Annotated in this window: 14 protein-coding genes; 3 read left to right on the forward strand and 11 right to left on the reverse strand. The window is 40.7% G+C overall.

The genetic code is table 11. From position 1 onward, the window contains the following. Nucleotides 1-280 precede the first annotated feature (280 nt). The 3 genes from EVJ34_RS14220 to EVJ34_RS14230 all read right to left on the reverse strand — a co-directional run bounded on the left by EVJ34_RS14220 (nt 281) and on the right by EVJ34_RS14230 (nt 3037). Entirely contained in the window at nt 281-931 is a 651-nt protein-coding gene (locus tag EVJ34_RS14220; RefSeq protein ID WP_131486057.1) for a hypothetical protein, read from the reverse strand. A gap of 417 nt (nt 932-1348) precedes the next feature. After that, nucleotides 1349-2257, reverse strand: a complete 909-nt coding sequence (locus tag EVJ34_RS14225) for a protein rep (RefSeq protein ID WP_131486058.1) — start codon at nt 2255-2257, stop codon at nt 1349-1351. A gap of 126 nt (nt 2258-2383) precedes the next feature. Then, the gene (locus EVJ34_RS14230; RefSeq protein ID WP_131486059.1) at nt 2384-3037 is read right to left on the reverse strand and encodes a hypothetical protein; all 654 of its coding nucleotides are present in this window, start codon (nt 3035-3037) and stop codon (nt 2384-2386) included. Between the two features lie 63 nt (nt 3038-3100). Here EVJ34_RS14230 and EVJ34_RS14235 point away from each other — a divergent pair, with 63 nt between their 5' ends. The 3 genes from EVJ34_RS14235 to EVJ34_RS14245 all read left to right on the forward strand — a co-directional run bounded on the left by EVJ34_RS14235 (nt 3101) and on the right by EVJ34_RS14245 (nt 6872). Further along, a complete protein-coding gene (locus EVJ34_RS14235; protein ID WP_131486060.1) occupies nt 3101-4912 on the forward strand; it encodes a DNA/RNA helicase domain-containing protein in 1812 nt (603 codons plus the stop codon). A gap of 278 nt (nt 4913-5190) precedes the next feature. After that, on the forward strand, nt 5191-5979 hold the full coding sequence (locus tag EVJ34_RS14240; protein WP_131486061.1) for a hypothetical protein: 789 nt from the start codon (nt 5191-5193) through the stop codon (nt 5977-5979). A gap of 146 nt (nt 5980-6125) precedes the next feature. Further along, nucleotides 6126-6872, forward strand: a complete 747-nt coding sequence (locus tag EVJ34_RS14245; protein WP_131486062.1) for a hypothetical protein — start codon at nt 6126-6128, stop codon at nt 6870-6872. Between the two features lie 111 nt (nt 6873-6983). On the opposite strand, the gene EVJ34_RS14250 is transcribed toward EVJ34_RS14245, so the two are convergent. The 8 genes from EVJ34_RS14250 to EVJ34_RS14285 form a co-directional block, all read right to left on the reverse strand. Beyond that, nucleotides 6984-7334, reverse strand: coding sequence for a hypothetical protein (locus EVJ34_RS14250; protein ID WP_131486063.1), 351 nt, complete (start codon nt 7332-7334; stop codon nt 6984-6986). Nucleotides 7335-7366: 32 nt separating this feature from the next. Beyond that, nucleotides 7367-7924, reverse strand: a complete 558-nt coding sequence (locus EVJ34_RS14255) for a DUF6036 family nucleotidyltransferase (RefSeq protein WP_131486064.1) — start codon at nt 7922-7924, stop codon at nt 7367-7369. An 86-nt stretch (nt 7925-8010) separates the two neighbouring features. After that, entirely contained in the window at nt 8011-8814 is an 804-nt protein-coding gene (locus EVJ34_RS14260) for a hypothetical protein (RefSeq protein ID WP_131486065.1), read from the reverse strand. Next, entirely contained in the window at nt 8811-9587 is a 777-nt protein-coding gene (locus EVJ34_RS14265; protein ID WP_131486066.1) for a ParA family protein, read from the reverse strand. The genes EVJ34_RS14260 and EVJ34_RS14265 overlap by 4 nt, the downstream gene beginning before the upstream one ends. Beyond that, nucleotides 9584-10273 (reverse strand): hypothetical protein, encoded by a 690-nt coding sequence (locus EVJ34_RS14270; RefSeq protein WP_131486067.1) that lies wholly within the window; start codon nt 10271-10273, stop codon nt 9584-9586. The genes EVJ34_RS14265 and EVJ34_RS14270 overlap by 4 nt, the downstream gene beginning before the upstream one ends. Then, entirely contained in the window at nt 10270-11052 is a 783-nt protein-coding gene (locus tag EVJ34_RS14275) for a ParA family protein (RefSeq protein ID WP_131486068.1), read from the reverse strand. Before EVJ34_RS14275 ends, EVJ34_RS14270 begins: the two co-directional genes overlap by 4 nt. A gap of 700 nt (nt 11053-11752) precedes the next feature. After that, complete coding sequence (locus EVJ34_RS14280; RefSeq protein ID WP_131486069.1) at nt 11753-12817, reverse strand: hypothetical protein; 1065 nt, start codon at nt 12815-12817, stop codon at nt 11753-11755. 850 nt (nt 12818-13667) lie between these two features. Continuing rightward, complete coding sequence (locus tag EVJ34_RS14285; protein WP_131486070.1) at nt 13668-15002, reverse strand: hypothetical protein; 1335 nt, start codon at nt 15000-15002, stop codon at nt 13668-13670. Between the last annotated feature and the right edge of the window lie 153 nt (nt 15003-15155).

A 15155-nucleotide genomic window follows, 5' to 3' on the forward strand; every position in this document is an offset into this window, starting at 1 on the left:
ATAAATAAGACGTAACTCTGATTCACTAAATACAGTTGAAGAGCTTCATTACAGGCTGTTCAGAAGTTTTCACGGTACAATATATGACTGCTCGGTCATGAATAACGTCACCACCTTTCTCCGAGATACAACATAAGTAATATCTCGGAGAATATAGTAGTCCTTTTCAAACATAGAATACGAAATGTCGGCACGTGATAACTCTTGATTGATAAACTGTTCCATAAAGCTTAATGAATAATCAGAACCGATTCGCTCACGAAATCGGTTCACTGCATGTTTAGACAAAGTTAGTGACATCATATACTTCGCGCCCTCCGTGTCGATGATAATGAACAGCATGACTGTGCAAAGTGTACACTGGTCGATTTTGGGCAACGCACCATTTAATCAAGGATTCAATGAATTGAATTGCGTTGCGGTTGAGCTCAGGGTATTCGAGTAGAATCTCATAATCCGGAATGAGTAGAACTTGCGACGGTATGCGCGATGTTGGTCGAAATAAATACTCCGCTCCCATCACAAAGAAGTCTTCGTAGTCAATTGGTGCAGCAACTTCCGTTTTTTGACGCAAGTTATTTTTGTATTTTTGTACAAAGGCCGCTACTGTGTGAGCATCAAAGTGACGTAAAATTTCGGTATTTCCGTTCAAATGTGAGCGGAATAAATTCGCGAAATGAGCTGTGGAAATAGTCGCTTCTTGAGGATATACAGACGAGATGGCCTCATTCATATAGTCTCCCGCATAACGTTCTTGATTCGGTAACATGCGATGAATAAATTGATGGTACGTCAGGTGACGATTCGGATTTTGAAGGCCACTGTCAAATCGTCGACGTGAAATCACCATGACAGGTGCGTTGTGATAGGTTTCTAAAGCAGAATGGATAGGTTCGATCATGCGGATCGCTTGATTAGGTAAAGTGTTCATTGAAGTGTCTCCTTTCAAAAGACAAGGGTATAGTTTTTAAATTCAATTCTCGGCGGTGGGAACCGCGCGCAAGTACCTTTGTGGGATGGACTGAAGAGCTATGCCTGCCCACCCAAAGTTAAAAGACTCCCTTTAGTGCACGCGATCTTTAGGGAAACACTCACCCTAGAGGAATCCATTCGCTTCTCGGCGATGTTAACCGCGCTAAGATTTTTTTATAGATCAACGTATGTTTTTAACGGAAAGTCTTAAAACATATATTAATCTCACAAATTTTACCGGCGGCAGAAGCCGCAACAAGGACTGTCGGATTTCAAACTTTTTATTCACTTCTCGCCGGCGGTAGCCGGACCAAGGCATACAAAAAGAGGATGAGATCGCCTGTACATAAGGCAATCCCATCCTTCACTCGATACGTTATGAACAACTCTGATAGTTCTGAGTTTCTGTAGACCATACATAGACATCTTTTTGCATGGTCATTCCGCAAACTTCACATGTGCCATCAGATTTATCTTTCTTAGCTCTCACCACTTTTAATGTCTCTTTTAAATTCCCTCCAAAAGCAATGATTCTCCGTTTGAAAAGAGCTTCTTCATATACTTGAAAATCACCCTGTCTCAAAATACTGGATAAATCATTCACTTTCATAGGGTACTTACACACTTCTAAAATAGCCCCCACCAGTCCTTTAGAACTCTGTTGTGTTTTTGATTTCACGCGACGCACGTCAACTATAGGATCATAATCGACATTCAAACTTTCTTTCCACAACCGCTGCCATTCTTTTTGGGATATATAGTACTTACCTGAAAAGTAAGACGCATTTGTATTAATCAACACATGAAAATGGGGATGATACGTCTGCTCTTCTTTGTTATAGGTAAGTTCAAAAGCACGAAACCAACCTTTCACTGCAGTTCTAAATGATTTTCGCTGAGAGAATCGTTGCCAACTTCTCATCATATTATCGATCTCTCCAGCTAACTCGCTCACTTCACAATTTCGAATCGTTAACGTTAAAAATATCCAATTTTCTTGCCTTACTCCATTGTCATGGAGATCATCTACTACCAGACGTAATTCTTGCCCAAGGACATGAGATCGATGAACTGTACATGTCGGACAAAAGCGATTCTTACAATACTGAATTCTTACTTTAGATTGAGCCTCATGTTCTCCACAGTGACTGTGCATTATGACGTCACTACACTGCTGAAGTGACTCCGCAGCATTGTGCTTCCCAATGTTATGATATTCATCAGCGAGTCGCTGTTGGGTTGTTTGAAATTGTTTAAAAGACTTGTATCTTGCTGTATTACTCAAATAGACACCTCATAAAAATGTAATTTTTTTCTTTTATTATAATATCAGAAAAGTATTTTACCCAATTTTATAAATGTCTGTAAACTATTGATTATTTTTCGAGATGTGTAGAGCCAATTAATGTATTCATTTCACTTTTAAAATATTTGCTGCAGTCTCCGGCATATCATGTCCATTATCAATAATTAAATACACTGTTTTGGCTTGAAAAGGAGTGGTTTCTATAAAATGAATCAAACTCTCAACTGATAGTTCAAACTCTTTTTCGAGCACATCAAAAAATTGAGACGTACTAATGCTAAATAGCAAAGATACTCCTTTGTAATCCTTCTGCGCTTTATTTAACATATTTTGTTTTGTCTCATTCATGTAGTATTCTGCTCGTTGCTTCAATCCAGAATAATCCGTTACTCGACCGTGACTATATCCAACATCATTTAACCCTTTTGCGATTTCCATATTTCTTTGACCTTCTTGAAACGCGCTAACCTCAAACTTCTCTTCATACCCATGTTGATCTTTCACTATAAAATCATATCCTTGCTTTCCTAAAATCAGTTTTACTTTTGATGCAGGAGGAAAATGTGGAGATAATGAAAATAGATATGCGGGCACAAGCTCTTCGTTAAACTTTTTAAAGATACCAGTACCAGAACGAGCTAACTTCAGAGCCTCTTTATCCTCTTTCAGAGAATCTACAACATAGTCAAAATATAGTTGCATCTCATAAGGTGTTCGATACTGTGAAAGCTCTTTTAAAATGTCAAACTGCTGCTGCATACTCTTACTCCCCTCTTAACTAGCACTTTCAATTTATTAACTATCCGTATAGGAGTGAATAACATGAACCATGGTTGGTCAGGATCGATACAAGAATTTTTAGCTGTTTCACAGGACTCATTTCTTCAGCGGTTACAACGAACAATCCCAGACGCATCGGAAAGTCAGATTAAGGCTTGGGTCGATTCATTTCATAAATTACAAGTGCTGTTTTATACTTTTCCTAATTTGAAAGGTTCACTTATTTTTGAGTATCAGTTAATTCGAGGAGGTGGGCGACGACCCGATGTCATCCTGTTAATCGAACATCATTTAATTGTCATTGAGTGCAAAAGTTACAATGAAGTCTCCCAGGCAGAGCTCATTCAAACTTCCCTTTATGTTCGTGACCTTGCAAACTACCATTCTGCAGTTTTAGCATCTAACGTAAAAGTTTCAGGAATTTTGTTACTTACAGGTGATACGAGTGATCGCGTGACAAACGATCCAAACCACAATATTTTCATTGCTTCACTTATTGGTTTATCTCGAGTAATCCAAAAAATAAGCAAAGAAAATCATTCTCAAGTATTAAGTCTGAGTGATTTTCTATCGGGTCACTATCAACCCTCCCCATCTGTTTTGGAAGCCGCTCGTTCAATCATGAAGAATGAAGAGTTACCTCGTGTTCGAGCCCTACAAAGTTCAAATTTTGAAAGTGTTCATGAAACAATACAAGGCATTATTCACCATGCGCAAGCACATCATGAACATCACCTCGTTTTAGTAACCGGCGAGCCCGGTGCAGGTAAAACTTACTTAGGGATGTTAGTGGCTCATGAATTTGATAATGCGGTATATCTGACAGGAAATGGCCCACTAGTAGACGTATTACAAGATACACTCCAAAATGAGACATTTGTACAAAGTCTTTATAATTACAAGATGGAGTATTTGAAGCATGAACGCGTCCTTTACGAACAAATCATTATTTTTGATGAAGCACAGCGGGCGTGGGATGCGAATAAGGTAGACGCGTCCTTAGAGAAAACAACAGTTGGAAAGCGTCAATTAAGCGAACCCGATATTATCATGAATATTGCTACGCAGGGTAAACCTTGGAGCGTGACAATCGGACTCGTTGGTGAAGGACAGGAAATATACTCGGGAGAAGAAGGTGGGCTTCCTTTATGGAATCAAGCTATTGAAGGTAAGAATGTAATCGTCCACTACAAAGATCCCGCTTCCTTATTTAAACATGCTATGCACATTTCTAAAGAGGAACATCTTCACTTAAATACGTCTTTACGATCACATACTGCGCTAAACTATTCGAACTTCGTCTCCAGTTTCATTGAAGGAAACTTCGCAGAGGCTTTAGCATTTACTCAGGATCTAGACACTTCACACTTCCACTTGCGCGTAACACGCGATTTGGATAAAGCCCTATCCGTGATCAATGAGTTGTATACTGACGATTTCAAAACAGTAGGAGTAGTGTATGCAAGTGGACGGGATCATCAAAAACATGTTACAGCTCTTCCATGGAACTCACGCTATGAAAAACCCTCAAAAATCGTGCAATTTTTTAATAAACCGGACTCAGAATATCACTGTAGAACACTGAATTATGCTATTACAGAGTTTCAGTCGCAAGGACTTGAACTCGATTTTGCTCTCTTACATTGGGATGATGATTTCTACATAAAAGATAGTGAGTGGCGTGGTCAATACTTCCAAAAAAATGTGGAGCACCCGCTTCAAATCAAACGCAATGCTTATCGTGTAAATTTAACGCGCGGCCGTGATGGAATTATTGTATACATTCCATCAAAATCAATACTTGATGAAACATGGTACATGCTCACGAAAAATTTAAAAATTCCAGAGCTATAAAAGTATACGCTATTGATGAATAGCGTATACTTTTTCACTAGGCATTGGGGTTAGATCCAACAAAATCATTCTACCGTTGATATAAAACATTTCGACGTCGAAAGTATACAACGAATAATATTAGTATGTTTTTGAAAAGATGCGAGACTGAACATATTTAGTATAGGCTTCTAATTCACTAAACTAAATTGACTACTTAGTTTTCGTTGAAACTTTATCTGATTACACTTCGTATTAAAAAAGTGAATTAATATCTTTTACTAAAGGCGGGAGTATTATTGAAAGTCGATAAAATTCTTAAACATCACATGACTTCTTTAAAAGAGTATTCTAAGAATCCAGATTATAGCGTGAAAAAAAGTAAGACCTTTATATTCTCTTTAGCCTCCATCTTTTTATTTTCAATTGTTAGTTCCATTACGAGCTATAATATTGAAAACTTGACCAGCATGGCTCCTATATGGTCTTTGCTTGCCATACTTATGCTGTTTTTACTTCTAGCCTTGATTATTTATTTTGATAAAAGACTTAATAAAGAGTACGAACGGTTCCAAAAGATAAAATTAGACAAATTAATTTACAAGTACAAAATATATATTCAAAAAGAACTTCAGATGTTTTCTTCTGATGAAGTAAAAAACCTTTCTAATTTTGTGAAAGAAGAAGCAATTCAAAAGAGTAAATCTACTTCAATCAACTACGCATTATTTTCAATTTTCATTGCCATTTCTTTACCTCTAATAATTAATTTTACAAATGAAGAAAACAGACAATACTGGCTCATAATTTTTATTGTTATCTTTTTCCCATCCTTTTTCAGCTACGTTTTATATCAAAAAACTAAACAATTCTTTTATACGACCAAAAAAGAGCGTACTCTAGAGTTAGTAAGTATCTTACAAGAGATTTATCTTGATTTATTGAAAGAAGAAAAACAAAAGCAATTAAATACAATAGAATCAAAAACAGCTAACGCGAATGAGTTATATTCAATACATTATACAGCTAATGAAATTCCACCTAATAAGTCGACATTTAAAAGTACTAGAAAAAATAAGAAAAAGTAAAAGAGAATATTTCATTCACTAGGTAAGTTGAGGAGTTTAGTAGACTCAATGATCAATTCGAAAGATACAATATAAATACGAAGTGAAACAAAAAAATCATTGATATGTATAAATATTTGTAAAAAATGATATGGAGTGAAGACTATATGGCCTCAAACGAAACAAAAGTAAAATCATTTCGTGTCTCACAAGAAGTGACCGAACATATTCAACGTCTGATGGAGGAACGACAGCTCACTACTAACCAGCTGTTCGAAGAATTCATTCAATTAGCCAATAAACAAGCTCCAGACCCTTTAATTGATGAGGAGAACAGCGTGCTAGAGTCGACGTTGAATCAAATTGTGGCCCTCTTTAACGAGCGCGCGACTCGACTCGAGCGACAACAATCAGAAACCCGACGAATCAATTCTAAATATATAGAGACGATACGTGAACTTGAACAAAGCATCGTCGCTGAAAGTGACGAGCTTAAAATGGAGTACGATAAGAAAATCGCGTTATTTCATGAGGAACGGGCCGAGCTTGAAAATCAAATAACACAACTTTCTGAGGAAAAGACACTCCTTCAATCCACATTAGATTCAGAACAAAAGGCTTTCAAAGAAGAATTGAAGGTACATAAGAAATTGATTTTTGATCTGGAAGGTAAAGTGAAGCAGCTCGAAGATGAACGTACTCAACTCAATCGTCAAAATCAAAGCTTGATGGACGTGGTCGACGATTTAAAAGGACGAACTCGTCGTTCAGATCAGTTGGAAGAAGAAAATCAAAAGCTGCACCTTGAGGTTCAACTTTTACGTCGTGAGAAAGAAGCATTCGAAAATCGCATGAAAGAACAGATTGAACTTGCTGTCCTTCGCGAACGAAACAATCAGCCAGACAACTCTTAAATCAACAAAAAAGGTACCTTATTCATTCTGATGCGAATGAACGAGGTACCTTTTCTTTTTATACGATCCTATTCTAACCAATCATTGCTTAGAATGAGCGAGTAGTTACAATTAAGATTTCATGCGCAATCCGTGAGTTTTAAATCGGTTACGCTTTTCTTCTAATTTTACTTTCATATCTACCGAGAACGCACTTTCGGGAGTATTGTAGGCACGTCGCGCTGCCATACTAAGCATTTTGGCCACATCTTCCGCGCGATCTTCCTGTAAATCCATCGAGACAGCTCTCACGTACTGACGTGCTACTTCTCGATCACGTAGCGATTCAGGGACTTTCACATGACGACTTAATGCAAGGGCCAATTGAGCGGTCTCTAAGCGATAGCTTGTGCCACCTCCCTGCATGCGATTCAGTTCAATTGCTAGCTCGCTTTGCAGAAATACATTTTCCTTGTTTGTCATCGGTCACCCTCCTCTACTGTTCTTTTGATTAATTATATACCCTTTTCCTGAAAAATTCGACTTAAGTCATGCACGTTACAAAATGGATCGTCCCACGTCATGTTACCTTTGTATTCTTCTACAAGTTCGAGAAGTTTGTCTTTATCGCAAAGTTCCAATAGGTTCGTCTTTTCGAGATCCTCTAGATCCTTTTGGCGAGAGGAGAAGATCTTGGTACATGCTAAGAGTTCAATGTCAGGGATATACACGTCAATCGCCTCAAACAGACCCTCAATCTTATGACGGAATTCATTTTCTCTAAAGTCTTCACGAGGTGGGAACTGAATCACCCCTTCGACAATTTCAATTTCGTATTCATAAAGTGCTTCTTTCAATTCAGGTGTCACAACACCCTCCGTCACGCGAATATCAATATCTCGCGTCGGACGATACTCGGCATCTTTATTCATCATTTCAATGAAGAGAAGAATCCCTGAAGCGCCAACCACGACAAATTCGACTTCGATGTCTCTTGAGGCGCAAAACGTATCAAGAACGAGCAAGGTATCGATAATACTTTCAACGTCCTTGTATTGATTGGAGTAAGTCATGTATGTCCCTCCTAATGAAAATGACCCACTCTGATCCGGTATGTTAGGAGTCTTCGTGGGCCATGATGTATTTCACATCTCTCAATTTAATTCGTATTTAAATAGGCACTGAGAGCCCGCCGGATAATCTCATCTTCTGACACGTGTTCTTTTTGCGCGGCTTGTGTTAATCCGACGTATAAAGGATCTGTCAAATCAGCAAAACGAATCTGTACACGCATTGGTTTCACAGATTTAGTTTCGACTTCGAGCACACGTTGTTCCTGACGTTCAATCAACATCCGTTTCACTTCACGGAGTTCTTCACGTGTCATCTCGTACACCGTCTTGTCTCCTGAAGCTGTGTAGTACTTTTTATTCTCGAGTAGCGCGAGCTTTGGATCTTCTGGCCACGACAATAACTCAGCAAGTTTCGTCGCGCTAAAATCCTGCTCGAGCGTCTTCTCCAAGATGTTCGGACCAAATGTATTCCAAAATGAGACAAATCGATTCACTTGAGAATGTGACATGCCAATTTTGGCTAAGAAGTCTTTCCAATTTCCTTCTTCTTGTTTGAACTCTTTCTTCGTCTCAGGATCACGGAACAGACTATTTGCGTGTGCAAGAATACGACATTTTTCGACAAAACTCGTCGCTTGAATCGCATCGATGTGGTTATAATACTGAACGATTCCATCCATGTCCTCGGGCAGCCTCTTCGTAATGATACGTGACAATCCCGTCGCTGGGAGGGCCTGATAAGGGTTCGACACGGTCGTCGTCGCGGAGAATTCTTTCACAGCCTCGACTTGTTCCGTACGGCTATCCGTCGCTTGTTGATTCTGATTCACCGGAAGGTTGGCACTAAATGTAGAAATTTTCGGTGTATGTTTCTTTCGGTTGCGTGTCATAACGAAAGGACCTCCTGAGCAAGTTGTAGATAGGCATCGGTTGCTGGGCTCTTGTGATCAATGACCGGACGAGACTCACGTTGTAATGTCTGTACCTTCACCGCGTAAGGTATCGTCGTCAAAACCGGAATACCGACTTCTTTTCCGAGTTCTTCAAGTTCTTCGACTGTCGTGACATCCCCTTTTGAGCGGGCGCTCACCATTGTCGGGATGAACGCTGCGATATGGATGTCTTCCCGGAACCGCTTCATCTCTTCAAGCTCTTCTGGAGCCGAGTAGACGGCGTCCATCGAGAATTTCTGCATTTGGACAGGCATCACGATTCGGTCTTGGGCGACAAGTGCGCAGCGAGCATACGGGTTAAGCGCTGAAGTCGATCCTGGGCAATCGATGAGACAGATGTCAAACAGCTCGTCAATCTTGGCGAGTTCTTCACTGAGACGATATTCATATCCGATTTGACTCGTTAAGTCACTCGGTGAGGCCGAACGTCTGGTTGGCACAAGATAGACGGTACCTGTCTCATACTCGCATGTCACAATGACCTGTTCGATTGGTGTGTAGAATGGGTCATTCTCTTCTAGTAGACAATCGAGTAAGACTTTTCCTTCGTAATCGTTCGTGAGACCGAGTCCATTCGTCGAAGAGGCCTGATCGTCCGCGTCAATGACGAGGACACGTAATCCGTCACGAGCATAAGCATGAGCCAAGTTGATGGTCGTCGTCGATTTCCCGACACCGCCCTTTCGATTGTACAATGCGATTTTCTTCATGATTCGTCTCCTCGCTTCTCGTCTGTGACGTCGATGATATTGTCGTTCACAGTCCGCTCGATGATTTCCGTTAGAAGTTCACTCACACTACGATTTTGAGCATGTGCATACTGTTGGAATTGATCGGACAGGTCGGACGGGATTCGTGCTGAAAGAACGGCAGATGGTTTCTTTGTTTTTTGAAACGGGCTGACTTTGACCTGTTGCACAGGCTCACGGGTCTTACGGGCCTCACGGATTTGTTTGACCGTCAACTCGTCAACGCTTCGTGACTCTCCATCAATATAGAGTCCCTGTTCGACTACCTCTTCGACGTTGTCGAGATACATCAGTTCAAACAGTTTGGAAGCCGGTAAGCTCGCAAGTGATGATTCGAGTGGATGTAACGTCTCATAGGCTTTGACGTACCGTGATGCAAGCGAACTGGACATCGACACGGCCTCGAGGAACCCCATCCATTCTTTTTTGTCTTTCATCTCAGAACGAGCAATAACGAGCCGTTTCCCAATCTCGAATACAGAAATTGTTTGAACTTTTGATAGCTCATTGATCTCATGAACAAGGTCCTCGACTTCTCTAGAGACCGGAAGTTTTTGGACGAGCGCGCTGATATTCGTCAAACCACTCTGGTACGGGTGCTGCTCACTCGGTTTGATTTTATGAATGTTGCGGTTCCGTGCCTTCATGATGTCTCACCTGCCTGTTCAACGACTTGCTTAGCCAATAGTCGAAACGGTTCAGCAAGTACCTTCGATTCCTTGGAGCGGTACTGGATGACACTCTTTCCACTATCGGCAGCTTTCTCGATAAATGTGGAGCGCTTGATCATCGGAAGAATATCTAACCCCTCTTCCTTCGCGATGACTTCCATCGCCTCATAATACTCTTTATCTGCCTTTAAAGAAGCATCCATGGCGACGGGAAGAATACCTGTGATGACAAGGTCCGGGTTATAGAACTTTTTTACTTTCTGTACGGTCCGTACCGTACTCGCAAGTTGATCGAACACGAGCTTTTTCGGCATGAACGGGATGACCGTCATGTTTGACGTCGAAAGCACGACTTTGGAGAGTTCGTTGATTGATGGAACCGAATCTAAGATAATCCAATCAAACTCATCCTCGAGCGGTGCGATCATGTCCTTTAATAAGAAGAGCTTATCTTGCTCGGAAATCAAATTGATTAACCTGGCATTTCGTTCATTCGAAGGGAGAAGACTCACGTGATACGTTTCATCATCAAATAGGACTTCTTTTATATCGAGATTGCGTGTATGTACATCAAACATCGTCATATACTTGATCGTGTCGGATTCTTTTAACATCAGCTTACTGAGTGAGCCTTGGGGATCCAAATCAATGATGAGGACTCGTTGCCCCAGCTCACCCAATGCGTAAGCCATATTTAAAGAACAGGTTGTCTTGCCTGATCCACCTTTCGATATGTAAAACGTAAGTATGTTCATCTTCTCTCCCCTTCCTCTCTCATATCATGTCACAATCTTATTTTCCTTACAACATAAAAACGATTACGAGCTTAATAAATACCGATTTAATTTGTATACAATAAAATAAAGTCATTGTATACGATACTTATTAGCCGATAGATAATGTATACGTTTCGACGTCGAATTATATACATATTTTTATTAGTGGTTTTGTCAGAAACTGATTGAACATGACCAAATTGGATTCCTAAATCTCTTAAAGAAGAAATACGTTATATAGTTGGCTCTGGCTTTAAATAATAGAAGAAGATAAACAAACCGTATTCTTCTGAGTTTAAGAAATATAAATAGATTATAGAGAGTTAAATAAAGATTAATAGAATTGGAAAAGGTAGAGGATCTCCCAACCCAGTCATACCAGTCGCTCTGACAGTTTAAGTGAAAAGAGAAACTTCGATGGGATTACTGTTTCTTTCATCAAGGTTTTTTTTTATTTCACTAAGGATTTGGGATTAAAGAAACAAAAGATGATTTACTTCAATGAAAACTTGATTAAGTGGTTAGTAGTTTTGATTTTTTTCCTAAAATTAAAAATAGGACAGTCGATACCTACTGACTACCTACGAATACAGTTGAAAATAATAAATAGACAGAAACCACTCGTAAGAATAGGTGATTTTCATATCTTTTTTCAAAAATGAGCATGACAAATAGACCATCATGCGATAGCCAATTTTGCCTGGTTCTCTTTTAGTCGTTGGTGAAGATAGAAAATCGGCTCCTCAAAGAACAGCTTATGGGTACTCGAGTGGACCAAGTCCTCACGATGGTGTAGGAATGCTTGCTTTAACTCTTCGACGACCTGTTTAAACGTTTCGGTCCCGAATGTATCACTCATCGAGAAGAGTGAGTCACGGTTAACCTTGAGTGCGTCAAAGTCGAAGAACTCCCCAACTCGCTTACGCAGCTCAAACCAAAGGAGCTGAACTTCAGTGCGGTCTTTTTCTTTGATCTGCTTACTGTCTTGCGCAGCCGATAGCTGGATTTCAAGTAAGAGCGGTCGTGTCACGTCTTGAACCCGTTTCTTGAGCGAGACATTTTGTTTCACTATGTTCAAGAAACGCTTACTGTCCTCGACAAGCGAGACTTGAAGGAATTTGAGACCAGACATCATCTTTTGGATGGCGAGCTTATGGCCACAGTATTTAGGAAGGAATCCTTTGATCTCATCGTAGGTCAGAATGGCCTGTTCATTTTCTTGGACATGAACATCTTTTTCGACCTGGACGATTGTCCGTAGCGCGAGTCGCAATGTATTCACATTATCGAGTGAGATCAGTTCGGACAAGAGGCCGTGCCAAACAGACGTATACCCGGTCTTCGAACTGACCGTAGCACCATCTACAAACAAATCACGATAGTTTTCAAGGTAATCCGTCAACTGGATTGAAATCACTCCTGGGAAGTGACGGACAACCGTCATGAGATCATTCTGTTCGAAGGTCTTCAAGTTGTTATGTAAGGAGCGGACCGACGTGCAGGCAAAATCCGCGACCATGTGGTCTTCGATGAATTCAATCTTCCCTTGGTCGTCAGCGTAGGCGAGAATAGAGAGCATATGGCGGATCCGAGACTTGGTCCATTTGAAGGCCGTGAAACAGGCCGGGATGTTATAGTGATGCTGCTCATAACGGTAATGATCGGCGCGTTTCGTCCAGCGTGTCAATCCGCTCATCGCGACCAATAGTTTATTGGCTATTAAAATATGTCGATTCGTCTCCATCATCTCTCCTACACCTCCCCTATCCTAAAATATGCTAGTTTCAGTATCCAGCTCTTTCAAGATAGTGTCAAAGTGCATTTTCAGTACGGGATTTTGTTACCAAAATGAAAAATACGTTGATATAAAGCCATTTTGAACCGAGAAAAATATGCACTTTCAGTACGGTCATTTGTTACCAAAATTGATTCGTCCGCTCTATAGTGCCATTCCTATAGAAAATAGAGTAGATTTTTTTTGTTGAAAAAGAGAAAAGTGTAGTTTCGGTACGGTGTTTTGTTACCAAAAAAGCAAAAGTGTAAGTTTGGTACGGTCGTTTGTTACCAAAAGAGAAGGAAATGTAGTTTCAGTACGGTCGTCTGTTACCAAAAAGGCAAAAAGAGTCTCGAAAAATTATTTTTTGTAGAGCGATGAATCGGCAAAAATGTAGTTTCGGTACGGTGTTTCGTGACAAAAATAAGAAAATGCAATTTCAGTACGGTCATCTATTACCAAAAAACACAAAGTGCAGGTTTAGTACGGTCATCTGTTACCAAAATCGTTGAAATCTGATATAAAGGAAAGCTATATTCACCAAGAAAGGCGATTTGATTGAATATCTATCGAATCTTTAGAGGAGAATATAAAGAGGGTACATTCAAACCAACCCATTTATAAAGCAGAATGAAAGAAATTTGTAGGTTTGGTACGGGACAAGCAAAGATATAATTCCGGATGTTCGATGATACTCGATATCATTGGACGTGTTGGACCCAACTTCACTGTCAAATTCGAATCGTCATGATTCATGTGAAACAATGAAGTAGATAAACTAAAAAAGAACCCAGATAGACTGGGCTCTCCGCGACGACAGTTATAACAGTAACGTGTCCGCATGACCTGGCAATTCCCAAGATTCCAACGGATAGAAGGTGAAGAAGTAATAATCGCCGGAACGGTGCCAATCCTTCAGGATGAAATCATGTTCCTTGATCCGATCCAGATTCAACTCAAGCTCTTTTAGGTTGTCGGCCTTTCGGACCTTGTTGAATCGAATCGAATAGGTGAACTGACGCCAGTGCCTTCGGACGGGTTGTTGCTCCCCTGTCTGGATGGAACTCATCCGCTCTTTTTGTAGGACGAAGGCCAGATGATAGGCGAAGCTGCCTTTCAACTGTTCGATCTGTTCCCCATAGATGCTGACGATCTGTTGTTTCAATAGGTCATCGTAAATCTCCTCACTGACCGTGACGATGACTTGGCTCTCGGCTAATGTCGTCGCATTTTTAATGGTAACCGAGGAGAAAAGTCCTCGGATGAAGAAGTCCCCGTCTTCGTTGTGTCCTGCGACCCTATAATAACCAAGCTTCATGAGACGTTGCGTCGTCAGATCGTAGCTTTTCCCACTATCGTTCGCATACAGCTTCTTGACGAGCTGCGAGAGCGGGAAGATGATTTTCCGGCTTGTCTGGAACGTCATGTCCCGATACGCCAGAATCTCTGTGAAGGCCTCGAAGTCTTTCGAGTCAAGGTCAGGCACTTTCCCGTTCAATTCTTGGATGAACTCTTTGCTGACGAGGACCGAAAGGTGGTCTGGAATTCCCTTCTTATATTTCGGGATCACCGTGTCATAGTTCTGAAGCTCGAGGTTCAACTGCGACGCTTCGTTCAGTTTCTCATCCAACAGTTCCGTTTGGTTCTTGATGCGGTCGGACATGCCGAAGAATGGGATATCAACGGCGAGTGTCGGAGAATGATGCGCCGTCGGTTGATTGAGATCGACCTCTTTGGCAACCTCCCATAAAATCATCAAAACGTCCGTCTTTAGTGAGGTCTTCTTCTGATTCACCGTCTTTTGTGACCAGTAAGGATATGTGTGGATTAACAGATTCGGATTCTCAGCCCATTCCTTCAACTCCAAGATGCATTGTTGCATATAACCTTCGATGGTTTTCACGTGAAACTCTTTCAGGAAGGCTTCAGGGCCGACCAAATGATGATATGCGGTAATCATCTCGAACCGGGCACGCAATTCTTTTTTCGGGCCACGCCCCTCTTCATAATTTCGGATGGCGGCCTGCACCCATCGTTTCTTTAGCTTGTTGAATGAATGATAACGTATCTTCTTATATGAAGCCTCTAGATTTTCAAATTGATAGTTCTCTTGATAAAGTGACGTGACGAATTCTTGGATATCAAAGATAGACACGCTGTGGAGGATCTCTTCCATACGATGTCTTTGAATAGCTGTGACCGCCTGAGAAATAATGAGTTGTTGCGAGCGGTTATTGGAGGATAAATGGTTCTCCATATTAATCACCTCTTCTGCACTAAATATAGCATATTTCACATAACATAATAT

The sequence above is a fragment of the Exiguobacterium sp. SL-9 genome (assembly GCF_004336985.1).
Lineage (GTDB): Bacteria > Bacillota > Bacilli > Exiguobacteriales > Exiguobacteriaceae > Exiguobacterium.

Coding starts and splice junctions, on each gene's coding strand:
- EVJ34_RS14220 (WP_131486057.1), bottom strand. CDS start 931: ATGAACACTTTACCTAATCAAGCGATCCGCATGATCGAACCTATCCAT.
- EVJ34_RS14230 (WP_131486059.1), bottom strand. CDS start 3,037: ATGCAGCAGCAGTTTGACATTTTAAAAGAGCTTTCACAGTATCGAACA.
- EVJ34_RS14235 (WP_131486060.1), top strand. CDS start 3,101: ATGAACCATGGTTGGTCAGGATCGATACAAGAATTTTTAGCTGTTTCA.
- EVJ34_RS14245 (WP_131486062.1), top strand. CDS start 6,126: ATGGCCTCAAACGAAACAAAAGTAAAATCATTTCGTGTCTCACAAGAA.
- EVJ34_RS14250 (WP_131486063.1), bottom strand. CDS start 7,334: ATGACAAACAAGGAAAATGTATTTCTGCAAAGCGAGCTAGCAATTGAA.
- EVJ34_RS14255 (WP_131486064.1), bottom strand. CDS start 7,924: ATGACTTACTCCAATCAATACAAGGACGTTGAAAGTATTATCGATACC.
- EVJ34_RS14260 (WP_131486065.1), bottom strand. CDS start 8,814: ATGACACGCAACCGAAAGAAACATACACCGAAAATTTCTACATTTAGT.
- EVJ34_RS14265 (WP_131486066.1), bottom strand. CDS start 9,587: ATGAAGAAAATCGCATTGTACAATCGAAAGGGCGGTGTCGGGAAATCG.
- EVJ34_RS14270 (WP_131486067.1), bottom strand. CDS start 10,273: ATGAAGGCACGGAACCGCAACATTCATAAAATCAAACCGAGTGAGCAG.
- EVJ34_RS14275 (WP_131486068.1), bottom strand. CDS start 11,052: ATGAACATACTTACGTTTTACATATCGAAAGGTGGATCAGGCAAGACA.
- EVJ34_RS14280 (WP_131486069.1), bottom strand. CDS start 12,817: ATGGAGACGAATCGACATATTTTAATAGCCAATAAACTATTGGTCGCG.